The 25,022-nt window shown below is 44.8% G+C and carries 24 protein-coding genes and 1 riboswitch; of the genes, 10 read left to right on the forward strand and 14 right to left on the reverse strand.

Annotation, left to right across the window (positions count from 1 at the left end):
• Positions 1–329: 329 nt before the first annotated feature.
• Together mobA and moaA are read right to left on the reverse strand one after the other, a co-directional pair.
• On the reverse strand, positions 330–989 hold the full coding sequence (gene mobA / locus FE810_RS04950; RefSeq protein WP_138318922.1) for a molybdenum cofactor guanylyltransferase: 660 nt from the start codon (positions 987–989) through the stop codon (positions 330–332).
• 5 nt (positions 990–994) lie between these two features.
• The gene (gene moaA, locus FE810_RS04955; protein ID WP_138318923.1) at positions 995–1,966 is read right to left on the reverse strand and encodes a GTP 3',8-cyclase MoaA; all 972 of its coding nucleotides are present in this window, start codon (positions 1,964–1,966) and stop codon (positions 995–997) included.
• A riboswitch (molybdenum cofactor riboswitch) is annotated at positions 1,954–2,113 on the reverse strand. Its footprint overlaps the gene before it by 13 nt.
• Before the next feature lie 241 nt (positions 2,114–2,354).
• Between moaA and FE810_RS04960 the strand changes: the two genes are divergently transcribed.
• Positions 2,355–2,960, forward strand: coding sequence for a hypothetical protein (locus tag FE810_RS04960; RefSeq protein WP_246036909.1), 606 nt, complete (start codon positions 2,355–2,357; stop codon positions 2,958–2,960).
• A 67-nt stretch (positions 2,961–3,027) separates the two neighbouring features.
• Positions 3,028–3,174 (forward strand): hypothetical protein, encoded by a 147-nt coding sequence (locus tag FE810_RS17060; protein ID WP_171022267.1) that lies wholly within the window; start codon positions 3,028–3,030, stop codon positions 3,172–3,174.
• A gap of 93 nt (positions 3,175–3,267) precedes the next feature.
• On the opposite strand, the gene FE810_RS04965 is transcribed toward FE810_RS17060, so the two are convergent.
• Genes FE810_RS04965 through napE form a run of 6 tightly spaced genes read right to left on the reverse strand, consistent with a single transcriptional unit; the run spans position 3,268 to position 7,820 of the window.
• On the reverse strand, positions 3,268–3,855 hold the full coding sequence (locus FE810_RS04965) for a cytochrome c3 family protein (RefSeq protein WP_138318924.1): 588 nt from the start codon (positions 3,853–3,855) through the stop codon (positions 3,268–3,270).
• Between the two features lie 12 nt (positions 3,856–3,867).
• Positions 3,868–4,329 carry a nitrate reductase cytochrome c-type subunit gene (locus tag FE810_RS04970; protein WP_138319017.1) on the reverse strand — a complete coding sequence of 154 codons (462 nt, stop codon included), beginning with the start codon at positions 4,327–4,329 and terminating at the stop codon, positions 3,868–3,870.
• Positions 4,330–4,340: 11 nt separating this feature from the next.
• The gene (gene napA, locus FE810_RS04975; protein ID WP_138318925.1) at positions 4,341–6,836 is read right to left on the reverse strand and encodes a nitrate reductase catalytic subunit NapA; all 2,496 of its coding nucleotides are present in this window, start codon (positions 6,834–6,836) and stop codon (positions 4,341–4,343) included.
• A gap of 14 nt (positions 6,837–6,850) precedes the next feature.
• On the reverse strand, positions 6,851–7,102 hold the full coding sequence (locus FE810_RS04980; protein ID WP_138318926.1) for a chaperone NapD: 252 nt from the start codon (positions 7,100–7,102) through the stop codon (positions 6,851–6,853).
• Entirely contained in the window at positions 7,099–7,626 is a 528-nt protein-coding gene (gene napF / locus FE810_RS04985) for a ferredoxin-type protein NapF (protein ID WP_138318927.1), read from the reverse strand. The genes FE810_RS04980 and napF overlap by 4 nt, the downstream gene beginning before the upstream one ends.
• Positions 7,626–7,820: a periplasmic nitrate reductase, NapE protein gene (gene napE / locus FE810_RS04990; RefSeq protein WP_138318928.1), complete on the reverse strand. Its 195-nt coding sequence runs from the start codon at positions 7,818–7,820 to the stop codon at positions 7,626–7,628. Before napE ends, napF begins: the two co-directional genes overlap by 1 nt.
• Positions 7,821–8,051: 231 nt before the next feature.
• Here napE and FE810_RS04995 point away from each other — a divergent pair, with 231 nt between their 5' ends.
• The 3 genes from FE810_RS04995 to FE810_RS05005 are packed head-to-tail and all read left to right on the forward strand — an operon-like array spanning position 8,052 to position 12,545.
• A complete protein-coding gene (locus FE810_RS04995) occupies positions 8,052–10,622 on the forward strand; it encodes a GNAT family N-acetyltransferase (RefSeq protein WP_138318929.1) in 2,571 nt (856 codons plus the stop codon).
• Between the two features lie 30 nt (positions 10,623–10,652).
• Positions 10,653–11,534, forward strand: coding sequence for an ABC transporter ATP-binding protein (locus FE810_RS05000; protein WP_138318930.1), 882 nt, complete (start codon positions 10,653–10,655; stop codon positions 11,532–11,534).
• Positions 11,535–11,537: 3 nt separating this feature from the next.
• On the forward strand, positions 11,538–12,545 hold the full coding sequence (locus tag FE810_RS05005; RefSeq protein WP_138318931.1) for an ABC transporter permease: 1,008 nt from the start codon (positions 11,538–11,540) through the stop codon (positions 12,543–12,545).
• 55 nt (positions 12,546–12,600) lie between these two features.
• Here FE810_RS05005 and FE810_RS05010 read toward each other — a convergent pair whose 3' ends face one another.
• The 4 genes from FE810_RS05010 to tal form a co-directional block, all read right to left on the reverse strand.
• Positions 12,601–13,677: a ketoacyl-ACP synthase III gene (locus FE810_RS05010; RefSeq protein WP_138318932.1), complete on the reverse strand. Its 1,077-nt coding sequence runs from the start codon at positions 13,675–13,677 to the stop codon at positions 12,601–12,603.
• A 265-nt stretch (positions 13,678–13,942) separates the two neighbouring features.
• Positions 13,943–14,608 carry a PAQR family membrane homeostasis protein TrhA gene (gene trhA, locus FE810_RS05015; protein WP_138318933.1) on the reverse strand — a complete coding sequence of 222 codons (666 nt, stop codon included), beginning with the start codon at positions 14,606–14,608 and terminating at the stop codon, positions 13,943–13,945.
• Between the two features lie 169 nt (positions 14,609–14,777).
• Positions 14,778–14,945: a DUF3545 family protein gene (locus tag FE810_RS05020; RefSeq protein WP_138318934.1), complete on the reverse strand. Its 168-nt coding sequence runs from the start codon at positions 14,943–14,945 to the stop codon at positions 14,778–14,780.
• A gap of 153 nt (positions 14,946–15,098) precedes the next feature.
• On the reverse strand, positions 15,099–16,052 hold the full coding sequence (tal, locus tag FE810_RS05025; protein ID WP_138318935.1) for a transaldolase: 954 nt from the start codon (positions 16,050–16,052) through the stop codon (positions 15,099–15,101).
• Positions 16,053–16,319: 267 nt separating this feature from the next.
• Between tal and yaaA the strand changes: the two genes are divergently transcribed.
• Entirely contained in the window at positions 16,320–17,093 is a 774-nt protein-coding gene (yaaA, locus tag FE810_RS05030; RefSeq protein ID WP_138318936.1) for a peroxide stress protein YaaA, read from the forward strand.
• Positions 17,094–17,236: 143 nt separating this feature from the next.
• Here yaaA and srmB read toward each other — a convergent pair whose 3' ends face one another.
• Both srmB and fldB read right to left on the reverse strand, forming a co-directional pair.
• A complete protein-coding gene (gene srmB / locus FE810_RS05035; protein ID WP_138318937.1) occupies positions 17,237–18,502 on the reverse strand; it encodes an ATP-dependent RNA helicase SrmB in 1,266 nt (421 codons plus the stop codon).
• 119 nt (positions 18,503–18,621) lie between these two features.
• Positions 18,622–19,143 (reverse strand): flavodoxin FldB, encoded by a 522-nt coding sequence (fldB, locus tag FE810_RS05040; protein WP_138318938.1) that lies wholly within the window; start codon positions 19,141–19,143, stop codon positions 18,622–18,624.
• A 222-nt stretch (positions 19,144–19,365) separates the two neighbouring features.
• Between fldB and dsbC the strand changes: the two genes are divergently transcribed.
• The 4 genes from dsbC to lysS all read left to right on the forward strand — a co-directional run bounded on the left by dsbC (position 19,366) and on the right by lysS (position 24,915).
• Positions 19,366–20,130 (forward strand): bifunctional protein-disulfide isomerase/oxidoreductase DsbC, encoded by a 765-nt coding sequence (gene dsbC, locus FE810_RS05045; protein WP_138318939.1) that lies wholly within the window; start codon positions 19,366–19,368, stop codon positions 20,128–20,130.
• A 104-nt stretch (positions 20,131–20,234) separates the two neighbouring features.
• Positions 20,235–21,965, forward strand: coding sequence for a single-stranded-DNA-specific exonuclease RecJ (recJ, locus tag FE810_RS05050; protein ID WP_138318940.1), 1,731 nt, complete (start codon positions 20,235–20,237; stop codon positions 21,963–21,965).
• 299 nt (positions 21,966–22,264) lie between these two features.
• Positions 22,265–23,363 (forward strand): peptide chain release factor 2 gene (prfB, locus tag FE810_RS05055; RefSeq protein WP_171022269.1). Its coding sequence is split into 2 segments (ribosomal slippage): positions 22,265–22,339 and positions 22,341–23,363, totalling 1,098 coding nucleotides; the frame shifts between segments, so codons are not numbered across the junction.
• 13 nt (positions 23,364–23,376) lie between these two features.
• Positions 23,377–24,915, forward strand: a complete 1,539-nt coding sequence (lysS, locus tag FE810_RS05060; RefSeq protein ID WP_138318942.1) for a lysine--tRNA ligase — start codon at positions 23,377–23,379, stop codon at positions 24,913–24,915.
• Positions 24,916–25,022: the final 107 nt, after the last annotated feature.

A 25,022-nucleotide genomic window follows, 5' to 3' on the forward strand; every position in this document is an offset into this window, starting at 1 on the left:
CTTTTAGGCAAGGCTTTGATTGCAGAGAATGGTCGCTTCATTATCTCAAAATCGGTCAAAATCAGTAACGCAGGATAAATGCCTTTAAAACTCACCCGTAGGGAGTTTGTCAGAGGTCCATTTACGGCCCTATATTTCATTAATATAGAATGACTATATCAATAAAATCTATGTTGTAACTGAACCTCTGCCCTAACTCTGAGTTGTGCTCAAACTTAATGTGATTGGTATAATACCATTGATTTAGGTTTGGCTAGAGGGGAATAAACAGGTTGAATGCATAGCCGTCAGGCCAAGAATTATCGGTTGTGGGCGCAATCTATGGTTGATTAGCTGATGTACTGATGGAAACGCGCTGTACTTTCTATTTCCCGAGCCGTTTGTTGTGCTCGCTGCCACTGTTCAGGCGTATTGGTATTTTCGAGTCTTTTTGGAAAATCACAACGCAGCGAGTTAACACCGCTTTGCGCAAATAGTTGCTTAAAGGATGGCCCCTGTGTTTCAGGGTTCGTAATAAGTCTTTGATAGTGCTGATTTAAAAAACTGTGTACCTGAACATTTATGGGTAGGTAAAGCGGTAGCGGATGATCTGCAAAACACGTACATTTACCACTTAACTCACCAGCGATTTTTATCTGTTTTACCTCCGCCGCACTCAGCAACGGCATATCAACGGGCAAAGCCAGAATCGCTTTGGGTTGTCGTGATTGAATGATTGAGTATAGTCCCATCAAAGGCCCGGCAAAGGGGATGTAATCGGCGATACCCTGGTGCTGGCTTTTACCACTAATGACAATATCGTTAATGCCAACCTGTTCTAGTAATGATGCGCTGTACTGCATCATCGATGGGGTTGGTTGTGCTGCTACGTTTACATCGGTTTTCGCACTATGAGTTGATAACAATGCTGGCAAACGGGATTTGTCTTGTCCCATTCGTGTAGATTTTCCGCCGGCTAATACAACGCCCAATATCAAAGATGAACGCATAGGGCTTACCCTCCTAACATGGATAGTTGCTTTGTTGCGCCAGTATTACCTTGTTGAAGATAATGGGTGGGGTTTTTCTCCGTCAGCATTGCCTTTATCGCAGACTGCAGTCCCTGTGGGTTATCATCATTAAGATGATCGCGAATCGAGAGTCCTTGATCCGCAAACAGACACAGATGCAATTTCCCTAACGCGCTAACTCTTAAGCGGTTGCAGGTCGAGCAAAAATCTTTACTGTATGGGCGAATAAGACCAATTTTTCCTGCATAATCAGCATGCTGATACTCTAACGCAGGGCCAGCCGTCTTAGGCCGCTTGGTCAGGTGCCAACCTTTTTCGAGCAACGCATTTTCGATGGTTTGGCCGCTGACATGTTGGGCGTTATAAAAATCGACATTGCTGCCAGTCTGCATCAATTCGATAAATCGTATTGTCACTGGCGTTTTGCGAACGAAATCGAAAAATTGCTTAAGCTCATGGTTATTAAACTCACGCATTAATACCGTATTGATTTTGAGATTCGTCAGGCCAGAAGAAATACAAGTATCGATACCGGCCAGTATTTCATCTAATTTATCTTTGCCAGTGATTGCTTTAAATTGGCGAGGGTCTAAGGAATCGATGCTGATATTTAAACTATCCAAACCGGCATCAATCCAATCGCCGGCTTTTTGTTGCAAATTAAAGCCATTGCTCGTCATTGCGACATGTTTGATGCCTGTGGTGTTTTTGCAGGCTTGGATAATTTCAGGCAAGTCTTTACGCAGAGCAGGCTCGCCGCCGGTAATACGGATTTTTTCTGTTCCAAGCTGGGCAAAGCCTCGCGCCAGGCGAGTAATTTCAGCCAAAGACATAAAATCCCGGTCATGATCGCACTGATAGCCGTCAGGCAGGCAATAGTTGCAACGAAAATTACAAACATCGGTAATTGAGAGTCGCAAATAATAAAATTTACGACCAAACGCATCTTCAAGCATGTTCACCTTTCCAAATTCGGGAGGCTAACCCGTTTCCCGGTTAACCCTGGTGGTATTGACCACGGCTAACTATTCATAGGGCGTGTTAAACGCGGCTTAAGGCTGCGTTAACCCCGTAGAATAAATAGCTCGGCGATAATAAAATGTAGTTTTAAGGTTAACACTTACACCTTAAACAACCAATAATTAACGGAAAATAGTTCACTGTCGGTGATGCATTTTGCTCTTTTTTATTTCCTGTATAAGACAGTAATCATTTGTTTTGTCAGTGAAAGCTTCATAATATTGGAAGGTGGGTTTCTCAGATTCTGTCGTTTTTATGCAATTGTTAAATTGTAAACGGCAGGTGTTTTGGGCCACAATTAATTTGTATCTGTTAAGGGGGTTGTTGGCTAACCCTACCATTGAAGACAAAGCGGAGAATCCGGGTATGTTAATGCGACAAACATGTAATTTGGTTTTGATTGTGACTATGGTCTTTTCGCTGCAGGTGTTTAGTGCCGATGAAGTCTATATTCCCGACAGCAACCAACAGGGGGAATTACATCCCAAGCTGGCTATTTTCAAACCATATTTTGGCGGTTGGCAATCGGATATGGGCAAAAATAAGAAAGGCGAGCCTATGATTGATGTCTCGGTTTGGCAGCGTGCATTAAATGGCAACGCCGTAAGAACTCTACATTCGATTAATCATGGTGTTTATGGTGGTGAGTCTTTGATTTTTTGGGATGAATCAGAGAAAAAAATAAAGTTCTATTATTTCACCACCGCAAGTTTCTATACTTCCGGCTGGATGGAAGTGACCTCAGATAACACCTTTACTGCATATGAGGACGTGACAGGCTCCGAGCAGGGCATTACTCAGGTTAAATCCGAGAGCGAGCTTTCTGACCACGAAATAACGGTATCGACCAGCTACCTGAAAAATGGTGAATGGACCGAGCCCCAGGTACGTAAATACGTGCGCAGTGATAACCCGGTTAAGTTTCAGTAACAGCAAGCCAGTCAGTGGTATTTTAGTTCGGGTGCTGAAATATCATTGGCAAAGTCTGTAAGGATTGATGGCATGTCCTGACAAAGACAAAGACAAAGACAAAGACGAAGACAAAGACAAAGACAAAGACAAAACCAGTGACAATGACTATTTAACTGTCGTCATCCTCACGAAAGTGGGGATCTGCACTTTACCCGAAATCACGGCCGTGTAAAAACTTCACGTCTGAGTCACTTATAATTGTTCGTTATCGTTTCACATCGCCACCTGAACTTCACCAGACCCTTTAAAGTAAGAAGAGTCGATTTTACCAACCACTCACGCCTTCCATATCGGGTAGGTGATGGGCGATACCCTTATGACAATCGATGCAGGTTTTCTCGCCGGATGCTAACGAGGTACTATGTTGTTTTGCTGCGCGAACGCTTTGAGTAGTGAAATCCATGTAGCTAAAGTCATGGCAATTTCGACACTCGAGAGAGTCATTGGCTTTGAGCCTTGCCCATTCATGTTCTGCCAGTTCCCGGCGCTTTTCTAAAAATTTCTCGCGCGTGCTAATCGTACCAAAAACTTTGCCCCATACTTCTTTAGAGGCTTGCATTTTACGGGCAATTTTATCGGTCCATTCATGGGGCACATGACAATCCGGGCAAGTCGCTCTTACACCGGAACGATTCGAAAAATGAATGGTGGTTTTTAATTCATCGTAAGGGTTATCACGCATTTCATGGCAACTGATGCAAAACTGCTCAGTGTTACTGACTTCCAAAGCAGTATTGAATCCACCCCAGAAGATAATGCCGGCAATAAACCCGCCTAACGTAAGAAAGCCCAGAGAGTAATGAACGCTGGGACGGCTAATGGTTTGCCATACGCGAAGAAAATACGCTTTCATAAAGACTCCTGGTTACTGACCTTTCGGCTTCGCTGCTTTATCAGACATGATGGTGTGCATGTCGACAAAGTCGTTTGCAACTTTTGGCTCTGTTGACAGCTGTGGCACGTGACACTGATTACAAAAATATCGCCGCGCTGATATCTCCGCGAGGAAATTACCGTCCCTGTCCATATAGTGAGTCACACTAACCATTGGCGCTTGGGAATCGTTGGTGCGACTTCTGGCATGACAGGACATGCATTTATTGACGTTTAAATTTACCTCATAGCCTCGCACCGAATGCGGAATTAGCGGTGGTTGCATCGGGTAGTTACGCGCCTGTTTGATATCGTCGTTGGTCGCTTTGGGGATGTATTCGGGGTTTACATCTTCATCAATAGCGGTGTTATTGCGCAGCGTTGCGATTTCTTCTGCGACAGCGGCAAAACATAACACCAACATGGGAACGAGCATTACTTTGGCAAATTTCATCATCAACCTCCTCACGCTTTCTCAATTTTGACGGCACACTTTTTAAAGTCCGTTTGCTTGGAAAGGGGATCCGTTGCATCCAAAGTGATTTTGTTTATCAGGCGACTGGCATCGAACCAGGGCATAAATACTAAGCCTTTGGGGGGCTTATTGCGGCCTCGGGTTTCCACCCGTGTTAATAATTCGCCCCGCCTTGATATTATCTTGACCCGCTCACCGCGACGCATATTTCGTTGTTTTGCATCGTCCGGGTGCATATATAGCAACGCATCCGGTATTGAACGGTATAGCTCCGGCACCCGCTGGGTCATCGACCCACTATGCCAGTGCTCGAGCACCCGGCCTGTCGACAGCCATAAATCGTATTCTTCATCGGGAGATTCTGCTGGTGGTTCATAGGGCAGGGCAAAAATAATGGCGCGATCATCCGGATGGCCGTAAAATTGCCAGTCTTTGCCTTTTTCGACATAGGGATCTTCCCCTTCTTTGAATCGGCGTAACGTCTCTTTACCATCAACCACGGGCCATCTTAAACCTCGTTCCTGATGATAAACGTCATAAGGCGCAAGATCATGAGCGTGACCCCGGCCAAACGTTGCGTACTCTTCAAACAAGCCTTTTTGCAGGTAAAAACCAAAATGTCGAGCATCGTCGTTAAGCTGTTCGTCAGCGACTTCCGATAATGGATATTGATCAACCTGACCATTTTCAAACAACACTTGATACATGGTTTTACCGGCATAGTCGCCTTGCTCGATAAGCTCTTTTGGCCAGACTTCTTCAATCTTGAAACGTTTACTAAACTCTACCAATTGCCATAAATCCGAAAAGCAGCCCTGCGGCGGAGGCACTTGCTGATACCAGGATTGTGTGCGTCTCTCGGCATTGCCATACACGCCTTCTTTTTCCACCCACATTGCGGTAGGCAGTATTAAATCAGCAGCTTGCGCGGTGACGGTTGGGTAAACCTCGGAGACAACGATAAAGTTATCTGGGTTGCGATAACCGGGGTAACCTTCTTCATTAATATTGGCCGCAGCCTGCATGTTGTTGTTGCATTGCACCCAATAAAAATTGAGCTTGCCGTCTTTTAACATCCGATTTTGTAATACCGCGTGATATCCCGGTACCGGATTTATCGTATCTTTCGGTAGTTTCCAGATTTTTTCAGCTTTGGCACGATGCTCAGGTTTTTTCACCACCATATCTGCAGGCAATCGATGTGCAAAGGTGCCAACTTCACGGGCGGTGCCGCACGCTGAAGGTTGTCCGGTTAATGAAAATGGGCTGTTGCCCGGCGTGGAAATCTTGCCGGTTAACAGGTGAATGTTATAGACCAGATTGTTTGCCCAGACTCCTCGGGTATGCTGATTAAAACCCATGGTCCAAAAGGAGGTGACCTTGATATCGGGATCCGCATACATTTTTGCCAGCTCGATCAGTTTTTTCTTTCCGACACCGGACAACTCAGAGACATAATCGAGTGTATATTTGCTGACAAACTTGGCGTATTGTTCAAAATCAATTTCAACCGCATCCCCCGCGGTTTCGTCATTGTGTTTCGCTGCTTTTTCTAACGCATTTTCCGGGCGCAGACCATAACCAATATCGGTGGTTCCCATTTTGAAATTGGTGTGTTTGTTGACAAAGTCGTGATTCACTTTATCGTTTTCAATAATGTAATGCGCGATATAGTTGAGGATGGCTAAATCGGTTTGTGGGGTGAATATCATCCCATTGTCTGCTAAATCAAAGCTGCGATGGGTAAATGTGGAAAGTACGGCAACTTTTACGTGGGGCGCGCTAAGTCGGCGGTCAGTGACACGGGTCCAGAGAATCGGATGCATTTCGGCCATGTTTGAACCCCATAACACAAATGCGTCGGCTTCTTCGATATCATCGTAACAACCCATGGGTTCATCAATGCCAAATGTACGCATAAAGCCGACAACCGCCGACGCCATACAGTGCCTTGCATTAGGATCGATGTTATTGCTCCGAAACCCCGCCTTAAAAAGCTTAACCGCGGCATAACCTTCCTGCACTGTCCATTGTCCAGAGCCAAACATGCCCACCGCCTCCGGGCCTTTTTCTTTAAGGGCCTTCTTGGCTTTTTCCGCCATAATGTCGAAAGCCTGATCCCAGCTGACCTCGGCAAATTCGCCGTTTTTATCGTATTCGCCATTACTCATACGCAGTAGCGGCTTGGTAAGTCGGTCTTTGCCGTACATTATTTTTGATAAAAAATAACCCTTAATGCAATTAAGACCTTTATTGACCGGTGATTTTATGTCGCCGTGAGTGGCAACGACTTTGCCATCCAGTGTTGCCACATTGACACTACAACCCGTGCCACAGAAACGACAGGGCGCTTTGTCCCATTTAAGCTTGGTGATATCTTTTGCGGTGATTAAATTTGAAGCGCTTGCTGGAATACTTAACCCTGCGGCAGTTGCAGCAGCTGCTACCGCATTGGCTTTGATAAACGCTCGGCGATCTAGTTTCATGGGGTTATTCTCCGCTACTCGCTGATATATTGGTGATAGACGGGGGCAAGGGAAAGCACCCCCTGCATGTCTTTGAGGAAATCCATTTGTATGGCAATCTGTTTATGTGTGTTTGCTTCGAGCGTAAACACTAACTTGCCCATCTGTGATTGAACGTGGACTTCGCCACCGGGCATAGTGGCAATGTAATGGGTGACATTTGCGATCTCTGCCTGAGCAACTAATGCCACAAAACTCGCCACATGGTATTCATCGGCACAATTCATAATCGGCTCTCTTGCGCTTTCTTTGCGGTTTCTAAATTGATCAGTTCGGTGGATTGATTTGGGCAGACGCTGATACACGCGCCACACTGATTGCAGGCATTTTGATCCACACTCGGCTCTGGAATCGCCTGTCGATACACAAAACTAATTGCCTGTTGATCACAACTGTCGGCACAGCTTTGGCAGAAGATATGCTGTTTTGCCAGGCAGGTTTGTTTGATGTTGAGTTGTCCAGAAAAGGGCGGCTGTTGGCGCGACTGAAATAAGGGTTCCGGGCATTTTTCAACGCATGCCGCACAGAAAGTGCATTCACCTTTACTGAAATTCAGGAACGGCAAGCCATCACCATCTAACTCGATAATTTGAGTCTCACACACTTCCAGACATTGGCGGCATTTACTGCAATTATGATTAAAGTGCTCTTCGCCAATCGTCCAGGGTAATCGAAAGTGGGTGATTGTTGTTCGAGATTGAGCCCGCAGAAACCGTCGTTTGGACAGATCTACGTGTCGCAATGTCGCCATCAATGTCCTCCGGGCGGGCCATAAATAATCTGACTCATCCAGATAATAAAGCCATAACTACCGACAATTATTATCGATAGAATCGGTGCCAAAAATATGGTTAGAAATAGAAACGTATTTCTTTCCCTGGATTTTTGAACATTGGCATCTGGATTTAAGTTTTCATCACCGCTTAACTGTTCAGGTTTTGACATAAATGGTACTCATTACAGCTCTTTGCTACACACTGGACCTGGCAACCAACAACGCCACAATCCAATCGTCATTTGGGGGGTGTATCTTAAAGTTAGCAGAGGAACGGAAAATTGGCAGTAATCGATGGCTTCTTTGTGGCTTTAGGGCAAGCTAACAATGCCAGCCTTGTAATCAATGGATGCAATTCTGTTAGACTATAGCTTTAATATTCGAAGGTTTTCATTAGGTTGATGGCAGAACAGGCATTTCATTGGTTACATTGGTCGCGGCAGCAAGCAAGGGTTTTGCTATGTATTGATGTTGGCGATCAGACTTCACAACCCCTGACCAATCTGCTGTTTTCACAACTTAACGGTTACTTTTCGAGGCAGGACAAAGCCTTTCGCGCCAATTGCAGCCTGACACCACCTAAAGTGAATACGGCAATTTATCAAGATTCTGCTTCTGCTCAAGGGCTAAACCCAATATCGCAAGTAAACGCACAAGCACAACGGGGCATATCAGCGTTTATGCCGTTTGAAGCTTCTCAAGCACCCAAAGCTCTTGCCCAAGATGTCGCAACAACTAAGGCTGATACGGATCAATTCGCCGGCCAGACGAACAGTCTATTTTCGACCTGTAGTTTAACTGGGCAACAATATCGATCTCAATTAGGGCGAGAAAATCGCTTGGTTTTGATTGATATGCGGCGGTCGTTCAACCCTGATGTTATTGCAGCCCTGGGCGGAACCGTGATCGGTGGTGGGGTGATGGTCATACTTGTTAAACAGCCAAAGACTCTATCATTCACGCTTGCACACTTTAGCCAAGGGTTTGGTGGGCGCCGACACTGCCATTATCTCAAATTAAGCGGAGCAAATTTACAACAGGGCGACAAAGACACGATCACCGACGTTTTCTCTGTGCCTGAATGCATCAACAAGCGTCAAATTCATAGCGATAAGCATTCAGCCCAGTATGTGAATAATTCAATCGCTAAACAACCCGAAGATGGTGCACTGTCACACTTCGACAATGGCGCGGTTAATGAACAGCAGCACCAGGCGATCACCAAAATTATTAAGGTCGCAACGGGTAGGCGCGATCGCCCTTTGGTGATCACCGCAGATCGCGGTCGAGGTAAAACCACTGCCCTGGCGCTGGCCAGTATGCAATTACTGCAAGAGAGTACAACTCCAATAACGATTTTTATTACCGCACCATCACCGATGTCGATACAAACCTATTTCCGACATTTTCAGCAAAACACAAATGAGTTTTTAGTGCATGGCTTGCACGTGAAATATCGCCAACATCACATTCGTTTTGTGCCCGTTGATGAACTTATCGCGGGTGACCTGCAATGCCAATTACTATTAATTGATGAAGCGGCGGGTATTCCGATTACACTATTGAAAAGACTAAGCACTTGCTATCACCGCGTAGTCTTTTCATCCACAGTACACGGCTATGAAGGAGCGGGCAGAGGTTTTACCCATAAGTTTTTACCGCATTTACATCGTATTTATGCCAATAGCCGAGAATTACACTTAAGTCGTCCGGTGCGCTGGTCACAACATGATGAGTTAGAACAACTGCTGTTTGAACGTTTTTTCTTAAATGCGTCGTTGGCAACCTTGCCTGATAATATAAAAAGCACCAAGGCCGAAACAGTTGCTGCGCCGATACGCTATCAATGGCTGCAAGGCAAAGAATTAATCCAATGTCCGCAATTATTTGAACAGGTATTTGCGCTGTTGGTTGGGGCTCACTATCAAACCAAGCCTTCAGATTTAAAAGTCTTGCTGGATGATGAGCAAGTTTATCTTGGTCTTCAATTGGTCGGTGTCTCTGCTGAGTTGCCGAATCAACCACAAGCGGATTCGATACTGACCGGTGTTGCTATGCTCATGTTTGAAGGCGATCTCGACGAAGAACTGATCGCAAAAATTAATCAGGGGCAAAGGCGAATTTCAGGGCAGTTTACCCCTCAGTCATTATTGACTCAGGCCAATGTTGAATGGGCATTTAATTTTCGCTACGCGCGTGTGCTGCGTATTGCGGTGCACCCTGAACTACAAAGTCAGGGGTACGGTAAGTTGCTGCTAAGTGCCGCGGAAATATTTGCCATCGACCAGCGTCTCGATTGCTTATCTACTAGTTTTGGCGGCAACCAACAACTATTTCACTTTTGGCAGGATAGTGAATTTCAGGTGGCCAGGTTAGGTTTTACCCGGGATAAAGCCAGTGGCGAACATTCAATCTTGATGTTAAAACCGCTAACGGCTGAGGCAAAACCTCGAGTATTCGCCTTACAATTACGTTGGCGTCGCGAATTGATAAGTTACTTGCCCGATGAGTATCAAAACTTGTCCCCGTGTTTGGTCGCGTTACTGTTGTCAGCAACGGGTAGATGCACGCTGGAAGACGATGGACAGCAATTGAGTCCTTTCTCCGCGGACGATTTGATTATTGTTGAGCATTTTATTGACGGCTCTCGACAATTGAGTTGCTGTATTCCGGCGCTACAGAGATTATTAATGTCGTTAACCAAAACTGACTATAGTTATGTTAAAAATACGGCGTTAAACGAATTAGGTGAGACATCATCATTGGCGGTACTCGTTGCCAAAATTCTCCAGAAACATAGCTTTTCACTATTGGCAAAGCGATTTGATTTAACCGGCCAAAAAGCAGTCATCAAGCAATTGCAAGTGGCGTCTGAAGCGCTACTACAACGCATCAAGGCAAATGATCAAATTCATTGCCATAGCGGGGAAAACTCAACGAGCAAAAGCCGCGACATGCTTGATAACACCTAACAAAAACCATAGAGGTTCAACGGGAATTCAGTGATAGAAGTCAGGAATCTTTCAAAACAATACAAAGACGTCAAAGCGGTAGATGATGTCAGTTTTACGGTGAGCAAAGGCCATTGTTTTGGGTTACTCGGTCCAAATGGTGCGGGTAAAACCACAACGATTGAAATTATGGAAGGAATTTTAAAGCCGACTTCCGGCTCAGTGAATTTTCAGGAAGTTGCTGCGGACGATGTCAGTCAGCACATTGGTATTCAGTTTCAGCACACGGCGTTACAGGATTACTTAACCGTCAAAGAAATCCTTATTCTGTTTAAATCTTTTTATCAACGCTCTGTAGAGATTGCAACTTTGATTAAATGGTGTGATCTGAACGAGATTATTGATCGCGATAATCGTTTGTTATCCGGTGGACAAAGGCAGCGTTTGCTTTTAGCGCTGGCATTAATTAATGATCCGCAAATTGTTTTTCTTGATGAGCCAACGACAGGTCTGGACCCACAGTCTCGGCGTCATTTTTGGCAATTAGTCGAAAACATAAAAGCCCAGAATAAAACAGTGATCCTGACCACGCATTATATGGACGAAGCACAACAGTTGTGTGACCAAATCGTGATCATGGATCACGGTAAAATTATTGAACAAGGTTCGCCAAAAGCTTTGTTGGACAGGCACTTTCAACAGGTTTTCCTTACCCTGCCAACCGGCAATATCGATACCTCGGTATTGTCTGAATTATTCGAAGATGACCAATGGCAAACAGGAGCCGAGCGCATCGAGATTGCCACAACCCATGTTGAAAGTACGGTGAAAAAATTGATTGGGGCACATGTGCCATTAACAGGGATGCATATAAAATCTGCCAATCTTGATGATTTGTTTTTAAAGCTTACAGGCCATAGTTTACGGGGATGATGGATGTTTAATGTGCAGCGGTTTTGGGCCGTGGTCAAAGCGAGAAATCTCGAGTTTTTTCGAGACAAATCTTCTCTGGGCTGGAATCTATTATTCCCGGTATTGTTACTGGCAATATTTGCAATGGTATTTTCCGGCGATGGTCGTGCCGTTTATAAGGTCGGTGTATTGGACAGACAATCGGAAACTTTGGCATTTCTCAGTACTCGCTACATCGACTTCATTGAGTATCAGCAGTTAGATAAGGCGAAAATCAAACTTCAGCAACACGAAATTGATTTGGTGATTGACCAGGGCGCGCAGCAGTATTGGGTTAATGAGGAATCGCCGAAAGGTTATTTAGTCGAGAAAATGTTTCTCAGTGAACAGAGCAACTTCCAACGGCAACTCACTCAGGGTAGGGCAATTCGTTATATTGATTGGGTATTACCGGGGATCCTCGGGATGAACATTATGTTTTCCTGTTTGTTTGGTGTCGGCTATGTGATCGTTCGTTACCGCAAAAACTCGGTGTTAAAACGACTGAAAGCAACGCCGCTATCAGCTTTTGAATTTGTCGCTGCACAGTTAACCTCAAGGCTTTTCATCGTATTGTTTATGGCGACAATCGTGTACGTCGGCTGCGATCTATTTTTCGATTTTTACATGTTGGGAAGCTATCTGGATCTATTTTTAGTGGCGTTGGTTGGCGCAATGAGTCTGATATCTTTGGGGTTGGTTATCTCTACTCGAAGTAAAAGTGAGGAGTTAGTCGGTGGTTTGTTGAATATGGCGACCTGGCCAATGATGTTATTGTCCGGGGTATGGTTTTCTCTGGAAGGGGCGCCGCAAATTGTAAAGAACATCGCCGCAGTTTTTCCTCTCACCCATTTAGTTTCCGCGGCGCGAAAAATCATCACTGAAGGGGCGACATTAGTCGATATTCAAATGGAGTTGTGGATTATGGCGGGGATGACTTTGGTATTTTTGCTGTTGAGTGCGTATTTATTTAGCTGGGATGGTGATCGCTAACCGTGCTAATGCTATTAGCCAAATTAACCACCACCACCTTGGCGTGCTTTCGTGATTATTCCTGTTTGCCTAAGCAGTGCTCAATAGAGACGGACAAAAGCTCTTTGGCATTTTGTGCACCTTGCTCTTGTTGCACATAGTCATGAGTTGGGGTGACCTTGTTGCCCCATTTTATATAAGCCGCACCCCAGGTTAATCCCGCACCAAATGCAGCGCTCATTATTTTATCCCCAGCTTTGACTTTGCCTTGCTCTAACGCTTCACACAAAGCAATTGGCACAGTTGCGGCAGAGGTATTACCGTAGTTTTGAATATTGACCATCACTTGATCGTCACGCAATTTAAGTTTGCTCTGCAAGGTTTCAATAATTCGAATATTGGCTTGATGAGGTACGAGCAAGTCTACGTCTTCGACGCTTAACCCCGCTTCTTCCATTACCGTCTCTGTTGCCTTACCCATACCACGCACAGCACGTTTGAAAATATCCTGACCCTGGAACGAGATATCTAATTCCGACGGTGGGTTGATGTAGCGATCCATATCGGTACCGAAGTTATTGATCGATAAAATATCCCGGGCATTCGAATCACAGCCTAACTTCGCATTTAATAAACCATAGGGCTGGTCAGTGGCTTCTAGAATAACCGCACCGGCGCCATCGCCAAACAATACTGCGGTATCGCGCTTGTTCCAGTTAAGAAACCAACTCATCCGCTCAGCACCGATAACCAGTGCCTTTTTGGCTGCACCAAAACGAATTTGTGCGGTGGCATTTTGTAAAGCATACAAAAAGCCGGTACAGGCCGAACTTAAATCAAAACATGCAGCGTTATTCGAACCAAGAAGTTGTTGGACTCGAGACGCCGTATTCGGAACCAAAGTGTCAGGACAGGAAGTTGCAATGATAATCAAATCGAGGTCATCGGCTTCGATTCCGGCACTTGCTAATGCATGTTTTGCTGCCAATGCTGACATTTCTGCGGTGTTGATATGTGAAATCCTGCGCTCTTTAATACCTGTACGGGAGCTGATCCATTCATCGGAAGTTTCTAGAAAAGTGGCGAGGTCGTCATTGGTTAAGATGGCGGGAGGTGTGTATTTACCCCAGCCGGTGATTTCAGCGTATTGCATAAAGACATCCTGAACGCTACCTGGACAACTTTTCCAGGACAGCAAAACTACGAATAATGGCTTAGTTTAATGACAAATGTCTGCAAATTAAAGAAAATAGTTAAGAAAGTAGAGGAAGTTTAACCCTTGATATGAACTTTCAAGGGGTAGACGGTGACAGTTTGAAAGGCAAAACTTTCAAGCAGGTGTCAAGGTGTCAGCGCGTTAGCTGTCGGCCGGAAATCTGAGTAAATAAGGCTTTCTTTCGCGACATCAGTTTGTCTTCTTAACCCATCAGGTAAATGTAGATTGCCAGAAAATGACAACAGCTTCCCGCCAACACAAAGACATGCCAAATTGCATGATTAAACGGGATTTTGTTAAAGGCGTAGAATACTGCGCCAAGGGTGTATGCGGCGCCACCACTAGCTAACAATATTAAACCGCCGGTTGCGACATTAGCGATCATATCTGGCATTGCAATAACCACCAACCAGCCCATGGCGAGATAGGTTGCTAAGGATACTTTTGGAAAACGTTGACGAAAGATGAGTTTAAAAAAGATACCAGCAATGGCCAAGGTCCAGACAATTGACAAGATTGCATATCCCCAGGCGTTTTCTAAAGATATCAACATAAACGGGGTATAGGTTCCGGCAATCAGCAAATAGATCGCACAATGGTCAACGAGTTTTAGTACAGATTTTGCCGATTGGTGCGTAATGCTGTGATACAAGGTTGAGGCTAAAAACAGCACGAGCATCGAAGTTCCGTAAATAATGGCGCTGGTCATTTGGGCAGCGTCATTGGCGACCATGATCATTAATGTCAGAGCTGCCACACTTAATAAAGCGCCAACACCATGGGTGATTGAGTTTAAGAGTTCCTCGACCAGGGAGTAGCCTTGGCGGAGATTTTTCTGAATGTTTTGGGAAATCACTTGACCGGACATGGGAGCGCCTGAGAATAACGGGAGACAGTATAAATTATGCGCTGAACCGCAACGGTTTTCAAATGAAGATTCTAGAATTGCGCATATTCGGCAATAGAAGGGTTACCGGAAGCGTCTGGTACACGCTTTCCGATACCCAACAAACAGCTCGGTTCATGTTGAGCCTGAATTATACTTCTTCTAATAGATGCTCTAACGAGTTGTCGTAACTTAGAAGCTCTTTTTCTAGAGCAAGTTTTTCCTTAAATTGTTCTATTTCACGCCATTTACGCTTTTTGCTTGTTTTCGTTTTAGTTTTGCCTTCGACAATTTCCATTAAGCTCTCAATTGGATCCATAATATTAGCTCCTGCTGATTACAATTGATTACAATGACACTTTTTTAATAACACAAAAAAAAATCGAAGAAAACCATTAATTGTAAAAAAAACAAACAAAAAAAGCGGTATTAAACCGCTTTCTTTGTTTGTTTTTTAATCTAAGTGTATGGTTTACAACAATTTGCTTAATTTTTCTTCAAGCTTAATTTGATCAACCGTAAATCCTCGGATCCCTTCAGCAAGTTTTTCCGTTGCCATCGCATCTTCATTCATTAACCAGCGGAATTGTTTTTCCGATAACTTATCACTCGATGCAATTGGCGCATTATTATCTTGTAGCTTTCGCGTAACCGGTTCATTGGATTCCGCCAGTTCTGCTAACAGGGCGGGACTGATGGTTAATCTATCGCAACCTGCTAGTTCCAATATTTCATCTTTGTTGCGAAAACTGGCACCCATGACAATGGTTTTGTAGCCGTGCTGTTTGTAATAGTCATAGATCTGCGTCACTGAGATAACACCGGGATCTTCTGCCGCAGGGTAGGCATCTTTGCCACTGGCCTTTTTATACCAGTCGAGAATGCGGCCAACAAAAGGCGAAATCAAAAAAACGCCTGCTTCGGCACAAGCTTGTGCTTGCGCAAAGCTGAATAAGAGTGTCAGATTACAGTTGATACCTTGCTGTTCGAGTTGTTCTGCGGCACGAATACCTTCCCAGGTAGAAGCGATTTTTATCAGGATTTTATCCTGAGTAATGCCTTGTTGCTCATACATTGCAATTAATTTTTTTGCTTTGGCGACCGTCGCTTCGGTATCAAACGATAAACGCGAATCCACTTCCGTAGAAATGCGGCCCGGGACAATTTTCAAAATTTCGACACCGGTCAATACTGAAAACATATCGGCAGCTTCAATTATCTGAGCGTTTGCATCGCTGGCATGTTGCTTGCCATATTCAATCGCTTTTTGTAATAGCGGCTGATAGCCCTCAATGTCGGATGCTTTGAGCAAAAGGGACGGGTTGGTCGTCGCGTCTTGGGGGTGAAAGCGGGCGATCGCATCTACGTCGCCAGTATCGGCAACAACGGTGGTCATTGCTTTTAATTGAGATAACTGATCGGTCATTGTTTTGTCCTTAAAGAATGTAGCTAGTGTCATTGAACCCAATAATGCCCACCTTTACAAGTCAATAGAGTAAATAATCGAATATTTTATAGAGAATGCAGACGGTGCAACAATCAATCCATCGATTACTGCAGTTGCAAGCGAAGTCGGCAACATTTTTGTTAATGTTAAAATTCCGAAAAGTGCATTGTGTCCAGATACCTTTTTTACGAGAGCATGGTATAGTCAGACACAAATTAAATTCGTTGAATGAGTGGAACCTAATTCATGCTTATTGTTGTATCTCCTGCGAAAAATCTTGATTATGAATCGCCTTTGACTACCGAAAAATTTAGTCAGCCTGAATTGTTAGATGATAGTCAGGAATTGATCGAGCGTTGTCGTCAATTGACGCCAGCGGATTTGTCCTCGTTGATGTCAATCAGTGACAAACTCGCCGGTTTAAATGCGGCAAGATTTGGCGAATGGCATTTACCATTCACAGCCGATAATGCAAGACCCGCGGTTTTGGCATTTAACGGTGATGTTTACACAGGGTTGGATGCAAAAACATTTGATCAACAAGATCTTGAGTTTGCCCAGAATAATTTGCGAATTTTGTCGGGATTATATGGGGTGTTACGTCCTCTTGATTTAATGCAGCCATATCGACTGGAAATGGGCACCAGACTCAATAACGAAAGAGGCACCAACCTCTATCAGTTTTGGGGGGAAATCGTCACGGACAAATTAAATGAGCACTTAAAGCAAGAGTCTGACCCAGTGCTCGTTAACCTTGCATCGAACGAATACTTTAAAGTGGTTAAAAAGAAAAAGTTACATGCATCAGTGATCACCCCGGCATTTAAAGACTGGAAAAATGGTGAGTATAAAATGATCAGCTTTTTTGCTAAAAAAGCCCGGGGCTTGATGGCACGTTATATCATTCAAAATCAATTAACGGATGTTGAACAGCTGAAAGGTTTTGACTTAGATGGCTATCAATATAGTGAATCGCTTTCAACGGAATTATCACCGGTATTTACGCGAAAGTTAACGTAAAGGCAATGCTGGCGCATCGCCTTTACTGTGTGAGGTAACCTGTCGTCAGCGGGTAAAATCTGCTTAGTAAGCGATTGTTGGATGAGGACTAAGGTTGGTGAAAAAGCACCTTAACTCCCTGGCCCCGGATACCCCATCACTCGTTACTTTTTCTTCGCCGCTTTTTTCGCTTTCTTGGCTTTTTTCGCGGCCTTTTGCTTAGGACTCAATCCGGCGTTCTTTTTCACTTTGACTTTGCTTTTGGCTTTCTTAGTCGGCACTTTGGCTTCTTTGTGTTTTGGGCGTAGTTCGTCAATCACCCGACGGCGTAAGCGCTCGTCAATAAAACGTTCGATTTTGCCTAATGAGGTCATATCATGGGCTTCAACTAAGGATATTGCCGTGCCTTTTTTACCGGCCCTGCCTGTACGGCCAATACGGTGCACATAAATATCGGCTTTGCGTGGCATATCAAAATTAATCACATGAGTAATTTCATCGATATCTAAACCTCGCGCAGCAAGGTCGGTAGCAACGAGAATATTCGCTTTGTTATTTTTTACCCGGGCAACGGCGTTATTACGCTTATCCTGGGGCATTTCCCCTTCCAGCCAAACATTGGCGAGATCAGAGCTTTGTAATTTACCGGCTAAAAACTGCACCGTCTCGCGTTTGTTGGCAAACACAACTGCCCGCTTAACATCTTCTTGGCGCAGTATGTTTAGCAATAATTCGATTTTGTGTTCTTTGCTATCTGCCAGGTGGATCCATTGATGGGTTTTCGCTTTTTCTTTGCGAGACGGGTGGGATTCAAGAAAAACCGGCTCGTTCAAAATGTCCTTAGAAAAGCGAATGATGCCAGCCCCGGCTAATGTCGCGCTCAACAAAAAGGTTTGTTTACGCCATCTGGCCTCTCCGGCAATGCGATTAATATTGTCAGCAAAACCCATATCTAACATGCGATCGGCTTCATCGAGGATCAGAATTTCAATTTCACGGGCATCAAACTGCTCAGTTTCTATATATTCCAGTAAGCGACCAGGCGTGGCAATTAGCACATCTGTGGTACTGGTCAGGATCTCTTTATGGGAACCGTAATTAACGCCCCCGGTGATCAAACCACTTTTTATACTGGTAAATTCGCTGAGCTGTTCAGCCTGTTCGAAAATTTGCGTCGCCAATTCCCGAGTCGGTGCCAGAATCAATACCCTGGGAAAACCTGGCTTGGTGCGAGGGTAGTCGAGCAGATGCTGCAGGCATGGCAATAAAAACGCTGCAGTTTTACCGGTTCCAGTCGGAGCACTGGCGAGCACATCTTTGCCGGCCATCGCTTCAGGTAAAACCAGCTCTTGAATTGAGGTCGGTTTTTTGTACCCGGCTGATTTCGTGGCAGCAACGAGTTTATCGTCAAGATCAAACTGTTCAAACATGGTAGGAAAGTACCTTAGAATTTACTTTGTCATTAAAGCCCTGGCGAGGACTCAGTATAGGTGGTTAAGTTATGTTAATCCAAACCTCTTGGGTCTGGAATTATTTTCCGGATAAGCTTTTATGCTTGTAGATCAATGATTTCTTGTAGAATTTGCTGACACCATTGATCAATTCTCTGCTCAGTTAAGTCATATTGGCATTCATCGTCCAGCGGTAAACCAACAAAAAACTCCTGATCTTCGGTCAGCGCTTTTGAGGCACTAAACTCATACCCTTCATTTGGCCAATATCCAATAAGGCTTGGCCCTCTTACGATCACTTGCTCGTGCAACATGCCTAATGCATCTTGAAACCACTCACCATAACCTTGTTGATCACCCAATCCATAAAGTGCAACAACTTTGTCGGTTAAGTTAAGCTTTTCGATATCGTCCCAGCTCGATTCCCAGTCTTCCTGCAATTCGCCGAAATCCCAGGTGGATATGCCAAAAATAATAATGTCGTAATCTTCGCACTGTGATAGTGGCACGTCTTTAATATCAAAAATATCGACCAAGTCTGCGCCGATTGCCGCCTGTATTTTCTCGGCAGCCATTTCGGTATAACAGGTTGTTGAGCCGTAAAATAAGCCTATTTTCATGGTCAAAGACAGTAACGGGGAAAATTTGCGGCGATTTTAACAAGATCATAGCCGTCATGCCATATTTTCTGTTGGCTGGATAACAAAACACTATACTTGTTATAGCCGTACCTTTTGCTAAAAAATCAAAAGGCTTGTAATTTTTATACATAGACAGTAATTTAGTTGGCCCTAATTCGGTCTATCCGAAGGTTAGTTTAGGAAATATAAGTGGACCTCTATATGACTTTTTTATCTCGTGCAGGGCACAAATTTGTGACCACTGCCTTGGCATTGATGACCTTGATGCTTACTACGACTGCAAGCGCTCAGGACTTATCCGTTGAGCAAATAAAAACGATTAAATCTCAGTTAACCAAACTCGGACTCAATGCCGACACGGTAACCGCGTCGCCAATGGATGGTCTGGTGGAAGTGTTCACCGATCAAGGCCTTTTCTACACCAGTATCGATGGCAGCTATCTCATTCAGGGCAAGGTTTACGACATATCAGGTTCACAAATTTCCAGCCTAACCGAAGAGACTTTGGCGAAAGTCCGCGTTGACGGTATGGATGAATTCGAACAATCCATGATCGTATTTCCAGCGAAGAAAGAGCAATATCAGGTGACGGTTTTTACCGATTTAACTTGTGGTTATTGTCGGAAGTTGCATCAGCAAATCGACGAATTTAACGATCTTGGCATCACGGTACGTTATTTAGCGTTTCCAAGAGGCGGGATTGGTAGTCAGTCTTATGAAGATATTCGTTCGGTGTGGTGTAGCAATGATCAACAAAAAGCGATGACAGATGCCAAAGGCGGAGCGCAGGTACAGCAAAAAATCTGTGCGCAACCGGTTGCCGAGCAATATGAATTTGGTCGTAAAATCGGTGTGAATGGCACTCCTGCAATTATGTTGGAAGATGGCAACATGCTACCGGGTTACAAAACCCCGCAACAGTTGCAGCAAATATTGCGTAGCATGCCAACCGCCAAAGCCGGTTAAGCCCTCACCACAATTTCACCAAAATCTACCCTGGAATACGCATTAACTCGAATCGTATTCCATGGTATTCTGCTTGCACTCTTATCTAAATACGCCTCAGCCTAATGCCGAAAACCATTCGTCGTCGTCCAGCACTTACCAATCCTGTGGTTAATTTGCCCGTGGATCCTTTGATTCAGAACTTATATCTCAGTCGAGGTGTGGAAAGTGAACAAGAACTGGATATGGCATTAAAGGCGTTGCACAGTCCTGCCTTAATGAAGGATTTATTCAGTGCCGCAACTTTGTTATTTAATGCCATTAATACCGGTAAACGTATTATCGTTGTTGGCGATTTTGATGCTGACGGTGCGACCAGCACTGCGGTGATGATGGAAGGTTTGGCGTTGCTTGGTAGCGAAAATCACGATTATTTAGTGCCGAATCGGTTTGAATATGGTTATGGGCTCACGCCGGAAATTGCCCAGTTGGCATTGGCCAAAGGCGCACAATTATTAATTACAGTCGATAATGGCATTAGTTGTACCCAAGGGGTTAAAGTGGCCAAAGACGGGGGCGCTCAAGTCATCGTTACTGATCACCATCTACCGGGCGAATCATTGCCTGACGCTGACGCGATTGTAAATCCAAACCAACGAGATTGTGAATTTCCCAGCAAGTCCATTGCCGGCGTCGGTGTCGCGTTTTATCTGTTGTTGGCGCTACGCAAAAAGATGCGCGAGGACAATTGGTTGCAGCAACGGGGTCTGGCTGAACCCAATCTTGCACAATTGCTGGATTTGGTTGCGTTAGGCACGGTTGCCGATGTGGTCACCTTAGATCAAAACAATCGAATCTTAGTATCCCAGGGGATCAAGCGTATTCGTTCAGGTTTGACTCGCCCGGGGATCAGCGCTTTGTTCGAAGTGGCCAAGAAAAACCCGCAACGTATTCAAGCCAGTGATTTTGGCTTTGCCCTCGGGCCTCGCTTAAACGCTGCGGGACGTTTGGATGATATGGCCCTTGGTATTCAGTGTTTACTGGCACAAGACCTAAATCAGGCTCGGGTGATTGCGATGGAGCTTGATCATTTAAATAAAGCCCGACGTGAGATCGAGCAGGGGATGCAAGAAGAAGCTGAGCGGGTGTTAACACAATTGGATTTTAGTGGGGAATCGCTGCCTTCCGGCATTGCCCTGTATCGAGATGACTGGCACCAAGGGGTGATTGGTATTGTTGCCGGTCGAATCAAGGAAAAATATCACCGCCCGACGATTGTATTTGCCGGAGGCAGTGACGGGGAAATAAAAGGCTCCGCGCGCTCCATTCCAGGATTGCATATTCGTGATTTACTGGAGCATATTGATTCTCAACACCCAGGTTTAATTATGAAATTTGGTGGTCATGCCATGGCCGCCGGTTTATCTATCGAAGAAGCGGATTTCGCTAGGTTTCAGACCTTGTTCGATCAATTGGCCAATCAATGGTTAACCCAGGATATGCTGGAAAATAGCGTATTATCTGACGGCCCCTTGTCCTTGCCACAAATGAGTGAACAACACTGTGAATTAATCGAAAGTGCCGGTCCATGGGGGCAAAACTTTCCAGAGCCGATATTTGACAATATATTTGAGTTAGTTCAGCAACGGCTATTATCGGGTAAACATTTGAAAATGGTGCTGCGTTTTGAAGATCAGGTTTTCGATGCGATCGCTTTTAATATCGACCCCAATATTTGGCCTGATGAACAGATCCGATTTGTGCATCTGGCATACAAACTCGATATTAATGAGTTTCGTGGTAAGCGCAATTTACAACTCATGGTTGAGCATATTGAACCGGCTTCAGCGCAATGATTCTCGACGGATATGCAGCGGCGAAATTTTCTGCGTTTTTTTAACGGTTAAGCCGTCTTAGCGGTGTATTCCATTGTCGTGATACGCTACAATGCCCGACTATTTTGCGTTATACCGACTACGATAGGTATTGGCTCAATTTAGAATGTCAGTTGAGAGGGCCGTTTGTCATTGATGAAATTGATGACCTATCTTGTATCTATGGCCTTGTCGGAACCATTCTAAATTTCTGCTAAATGAGCGAACCGCTGGCGTTATTGGTATGACATGTGAACAAACCGAGAACTTTTTAATTAGCAATGTTTGAAACCAATCCTATATTGAATAAATTAAAAGATATCCGCGAACGCACTGATTTGCTTCGGGGGTACCTTTGACTACGATCACAAATCAGAGCGCCTGGTCGAAGTCAATCGCGAGCTTGAATTGCCGGATGTCTGGAATGAACCTGAGCGGGCGCAAGCACTAGGGAAGGAGCGTTCTTCTCTGGAGTTGGTGGTAAAAACCATCAATGACATGGTCACCGGTTGTGAAGATGTCGAAGGACTCGTCGAACTCGCGGTTGAAGAAGAGGATGAAGAAACCTTTTTGGATGCCGAATCAGAAGTTGTCGATCTCGAAGCTCAATTAGCGAAGTTAGAATTTCACCGTATGTTTGCCGGTCCTCAGGATGGCAATGATTGTTATCTTGATATTCAATCGGGTTCAGGTGGCACAGAGGCTCAGGATTGGGCAAGTATGCTGATGCGTATGTATTTGCGTTGGGGTGATGCACACGGATTTAAAGTCGATGTTATCGAAGAAACCGATGGCGATGTTGCCGGTATCAAAGGGTGTACGTTGAAATTTTCCGGTGAATACGCGTATGGCTGGTTACGCACCGAAACCGGTGTACACCGCTTAGTGCGTAAGTCACCGTTTGACTCTAATGCGCGTCGTCATACATCGTTTGCGTCTGCATTCATCTATCCGGAAATCGATGACAGCATTGAAATTGATATCAATCCTGCCGATTTACGAATCGACACATTCCGGGCATCTGGAGCCGGTGGTCAGCACGTGAACAAAACCGATTCTGCGATACGTATCACCCACGAACCCACAGGCGCTGTGGTCCAGTGTCAAAGTGATCGCTCGCAACATAAAAATAAAGCTCAGGCAATGAAGCTATTGAAAGCAAAACTGTATGAGTTGGAAATGCAAAAGCAAAACGAAGACAAGCAAGTCCTCGAAGACGGAAAATCCGATATTGGCTGGGGAAGTCAAATTCGCTCCTACGTATTGGATGATAGCCGGATTAAAGATTTACGCACCGGAGTTGAGAGTCGTAACACCCAAGCGGTACTCGACGGTGGTTTAGACCAATTTATTGAAGCCAGCCTGAAGTCTGGCCTGTAACTGAGAAGTGACAATGACTGATATTGCCAAAGATGAAAACAAACTAATTGCTGAGCGTCGTGCCAAATTAGCGGCGATTCGCGACAACTGTTCAGCGAATGGACACCCGAATGATTTTGACCGAGAGCATTATGCCGCGGATATTCAATCAGCTCATGGTGATATGGACAAAGAAGCGCTGGAACAAGCGGATCTGCAATATGCAGTTGCTGGCCGAATTATGGCGAAACGCGGTCCTTTCCTGGTATTACAGGATATGTCTGGGCGCATTCAGGCCTATGCGGATAAAACCGTACAAAAAGACATTAAACAACGCTGGGGCATGTTGGATATCGGCGACATTATTGGTGTCAAAGGGAAATTACACAAGTCAGGCAAAGGCGATCTTTACGTCAATATGGAAGAGTATGCGCTATTGACTAAATCGTTGCGCCCATTACCCGAGAAATTCCATGGCTTGTCAGATCAAGAAACCAAGTATCGTCAGCGTTACGTCGACTTGATCATCAATCAGGAAACGCGTGATACTTTCCAGGTGCGCTCAAAAATCGTCAACGGTATACGCAAGTTTCTAACCGAACGCAATTATATGGAAGTGGAAACACCGATGTTGCAAACCATTCCTGGTGGTGCAACGGCGAAACCGTTTGAAACGTTCCACAATGCGTTAGATATCGACATGTTCTTGCGTATCGCGCCGGAACTTTACCTTAAGCGCTTGGTTGTTGGCGGTTTCGAACGAGTCTTTGAAATCAACCGTAACTTCCGTAATGAAGGTCTGTCGACCCGTCACAACCCTGAATTCACCATGATTGAATTCTATCAGGCATATGCAACCTATGAAGATTTAATGAATCTGACCGAAGAAATGTTGCGTACGCTGGCCCAAGATGTAATGGGTAATACAGTGATCCGCAATACCGTGAAAAATTCTGACGGTGAGGTTGTTGAAGAGAAATTCTATGACTTTGGCAAGCCGTTCACTCGCATGTCGATGATGGATGCCATTATGACCCATGCACCAGAATTGGATGAAGCGGTGATTCGCAACCCGGAAGAACGCTTTGACGACTTAAAAGCAATTGCTCGCAAAGTCGGCGTCAAAGAGCCATTAGGTGAAAACGTTTGGGGCGCCGGTAAGTACATCTGCGAGATTTTTGAAGAAGTGGCGGAACACAAATTGGATCAGCCGACGTTTATCACTGAATATCCATGGGAAGTATCGCCATTAGCACGTCGTAACGATGACAATGCGTTCATTACGGACCGCTTCGAATTCTTTGTTGGTGGCCGCGAATTGGCAAATGGTTTCTCTGAGCTTAACGATGCCGAAGATCAGGCTGCACGTTTTAAAAAGCAAGTCGAAGAGAAAGATGCTGGCGATGATGAAGCAATGCACTTTGATGAAGATTACATCACCGCATTGGAATACGGCCTGCCGCCAACGGCGGGTGAAGGTATTGGTATCGATCGCTTGGTGATGTTGTTTACCGACTCACCGACGATTAAAGACGTAATTTTATTCCCGCATATGCGACCACTTGCGGAATAAACGTTCGATAAATTGATTAAAAAAGGGAACCGAATGGTTCCCTTTTTTTATGCTTGCTAAATTCGCGACTATTCTTAATGCATCCAGAAGAAAAGCCTTTGCATTGC

Source organism: Thalassotalea litorea (assembly GCF_005843925.1).
GTDB lineage: Bacteria > Pseudomonadota > Gammaproteobacteria > Enterobacterales > Alteromonadaceae > Thalassotalea_A > Thalassotalea_A litorea_A.

Coding starts and splice junctions, on each gene's coding strand:
- mobA (WP_138318922.1), bottom strand. CDS start 989: ATGCGTTCATCTTTGATATTGGGCGTTGTATTAGCCGGCGGAAAATCT.
- moaA (WP_138318923.1), bottom strand. CDS start 1,966: ATGCTTGAAGATGCGTTTGGTCGTAAATTTTATTATTTGCGACTCTCA.
- FE810_RS17060 (WP_171022267.1), top strand. CDS start 3,028: ATGGCATGTCCTGACAAAGACAAAGACAAAGACAAAGACGAAGACAAA.
- FE810_RS04965 (WP_138318924.1), bottom strand. CDS start 3,855: ATGAAAGCGTATTTTCTTCGCGTATGGCAAACCATTAGCCGTCCCAGC.
- FE810_RS04970 (WP_138319017.1), bottom strand. CDS start 4,329: ATGAAATTTGCCAAAGTAATGCTCGTTCCCATGTTGGTGTTATGTTTT.
- napA (WP_138318925.1), bottom strand. CDS start 6,836: ATGAAACTAGATCGCCGAGCGTTTATCAAAGCCAATGCGGTAGCAGCT.
- FE810_RS04980 (WP_138318926.1), bottom strand. CDS start 7,102: ATGAATTGTGCCGATGAATACCATGTGGCGAGTTTTGTGGCATTAGTT.
- napF (WP_138318927.1), bottom strand. CDS start 7,626: ATGGCGACATTGCGACACGTAGATCTGTCCAAACGACGGTTTCTGCGG.
- napE (WP_138318928.1), bottom strand. CDS start 7,820: ATGTCAAAACCTGAACAGTTAAGCGGTGATGAAAACTTAAATCCAGAT.
- FE810_RS04995 (WP_138318929.1), top strand. CDS start 8,052: ATGGCAGAACAGGCATTTCATTGGTTACATTGGTCGCGGCAGCAAGCA.
- FE810_RS05005 (WP_138318931.1), top strand. CDS start 11,538: ATGTTTAATGTGCAGCGGTTTTGGGCCGTGGTCAAAGCGAGAAATCTC.
- FE810_RS05010 (WP_138318932.1), bottom strand. CDS start 13,677: ATGCAATACGCTGAAATCACCGGCTGGGGTAAATACACACCTCCCGCC.
- trhA (WP_138318933.1), bottom strand. CDS start 14,608: ATGTCCGGTCAAGTGATTTCCCAAAACATTCAGAAAAATCTCCGCCAA.
- FE810_RS05020 (WP_138318934.1), bottom strand. CDS start 14,945: ATGGATCCAATTGAGAGCTTAATGGAAATTGTCGAAGGCAAAACTAAA.
- tal (WP_138318935.1), bottom strand. CDS start 16,052: ATGACCGATCAGTTATCTCAATTAAAAGCAATGACCACCGTTGTTGCC.
- yaaA (WP_138318936.1), top strand. CDS start 16,320: ATGCTTATTGTTGTATCTCCTGCGAAAAATCTTGATTATGAATCGCCT.
- srmB (WP_138318937.1), bottom strand. CDS start 18,502: ATGTTTGAACAGTTTGATCTTGACGATAAACTCGTTGCTGCCACGAAA.
- fldB (WP_138318938.1), bottom strand. CDS start 19,143: ATGAAAATAGGCTTATTTTACGGCTCAACAACCTGTTATACCGAAATG.
- dsbC (WP_138318939.1), top strand. CDS start 19,366: ATGACTTTTTTATCTCGTGCAGGGCACAAATTTGTGACCACTGCCTTG.
- recJ (WP_138318940.1), top strand. CDS start 20,235: ATGCCGAAAACCATTCGTCGTCGTCCAGCACTTACCAATCCTGTGGTT.
- lysS (WP_138318942.1), top strand. CDS start 23,377: ATGACTGATATTGCCAAAGATGAAAACAAACTAATTGCTGAGCGTCGT.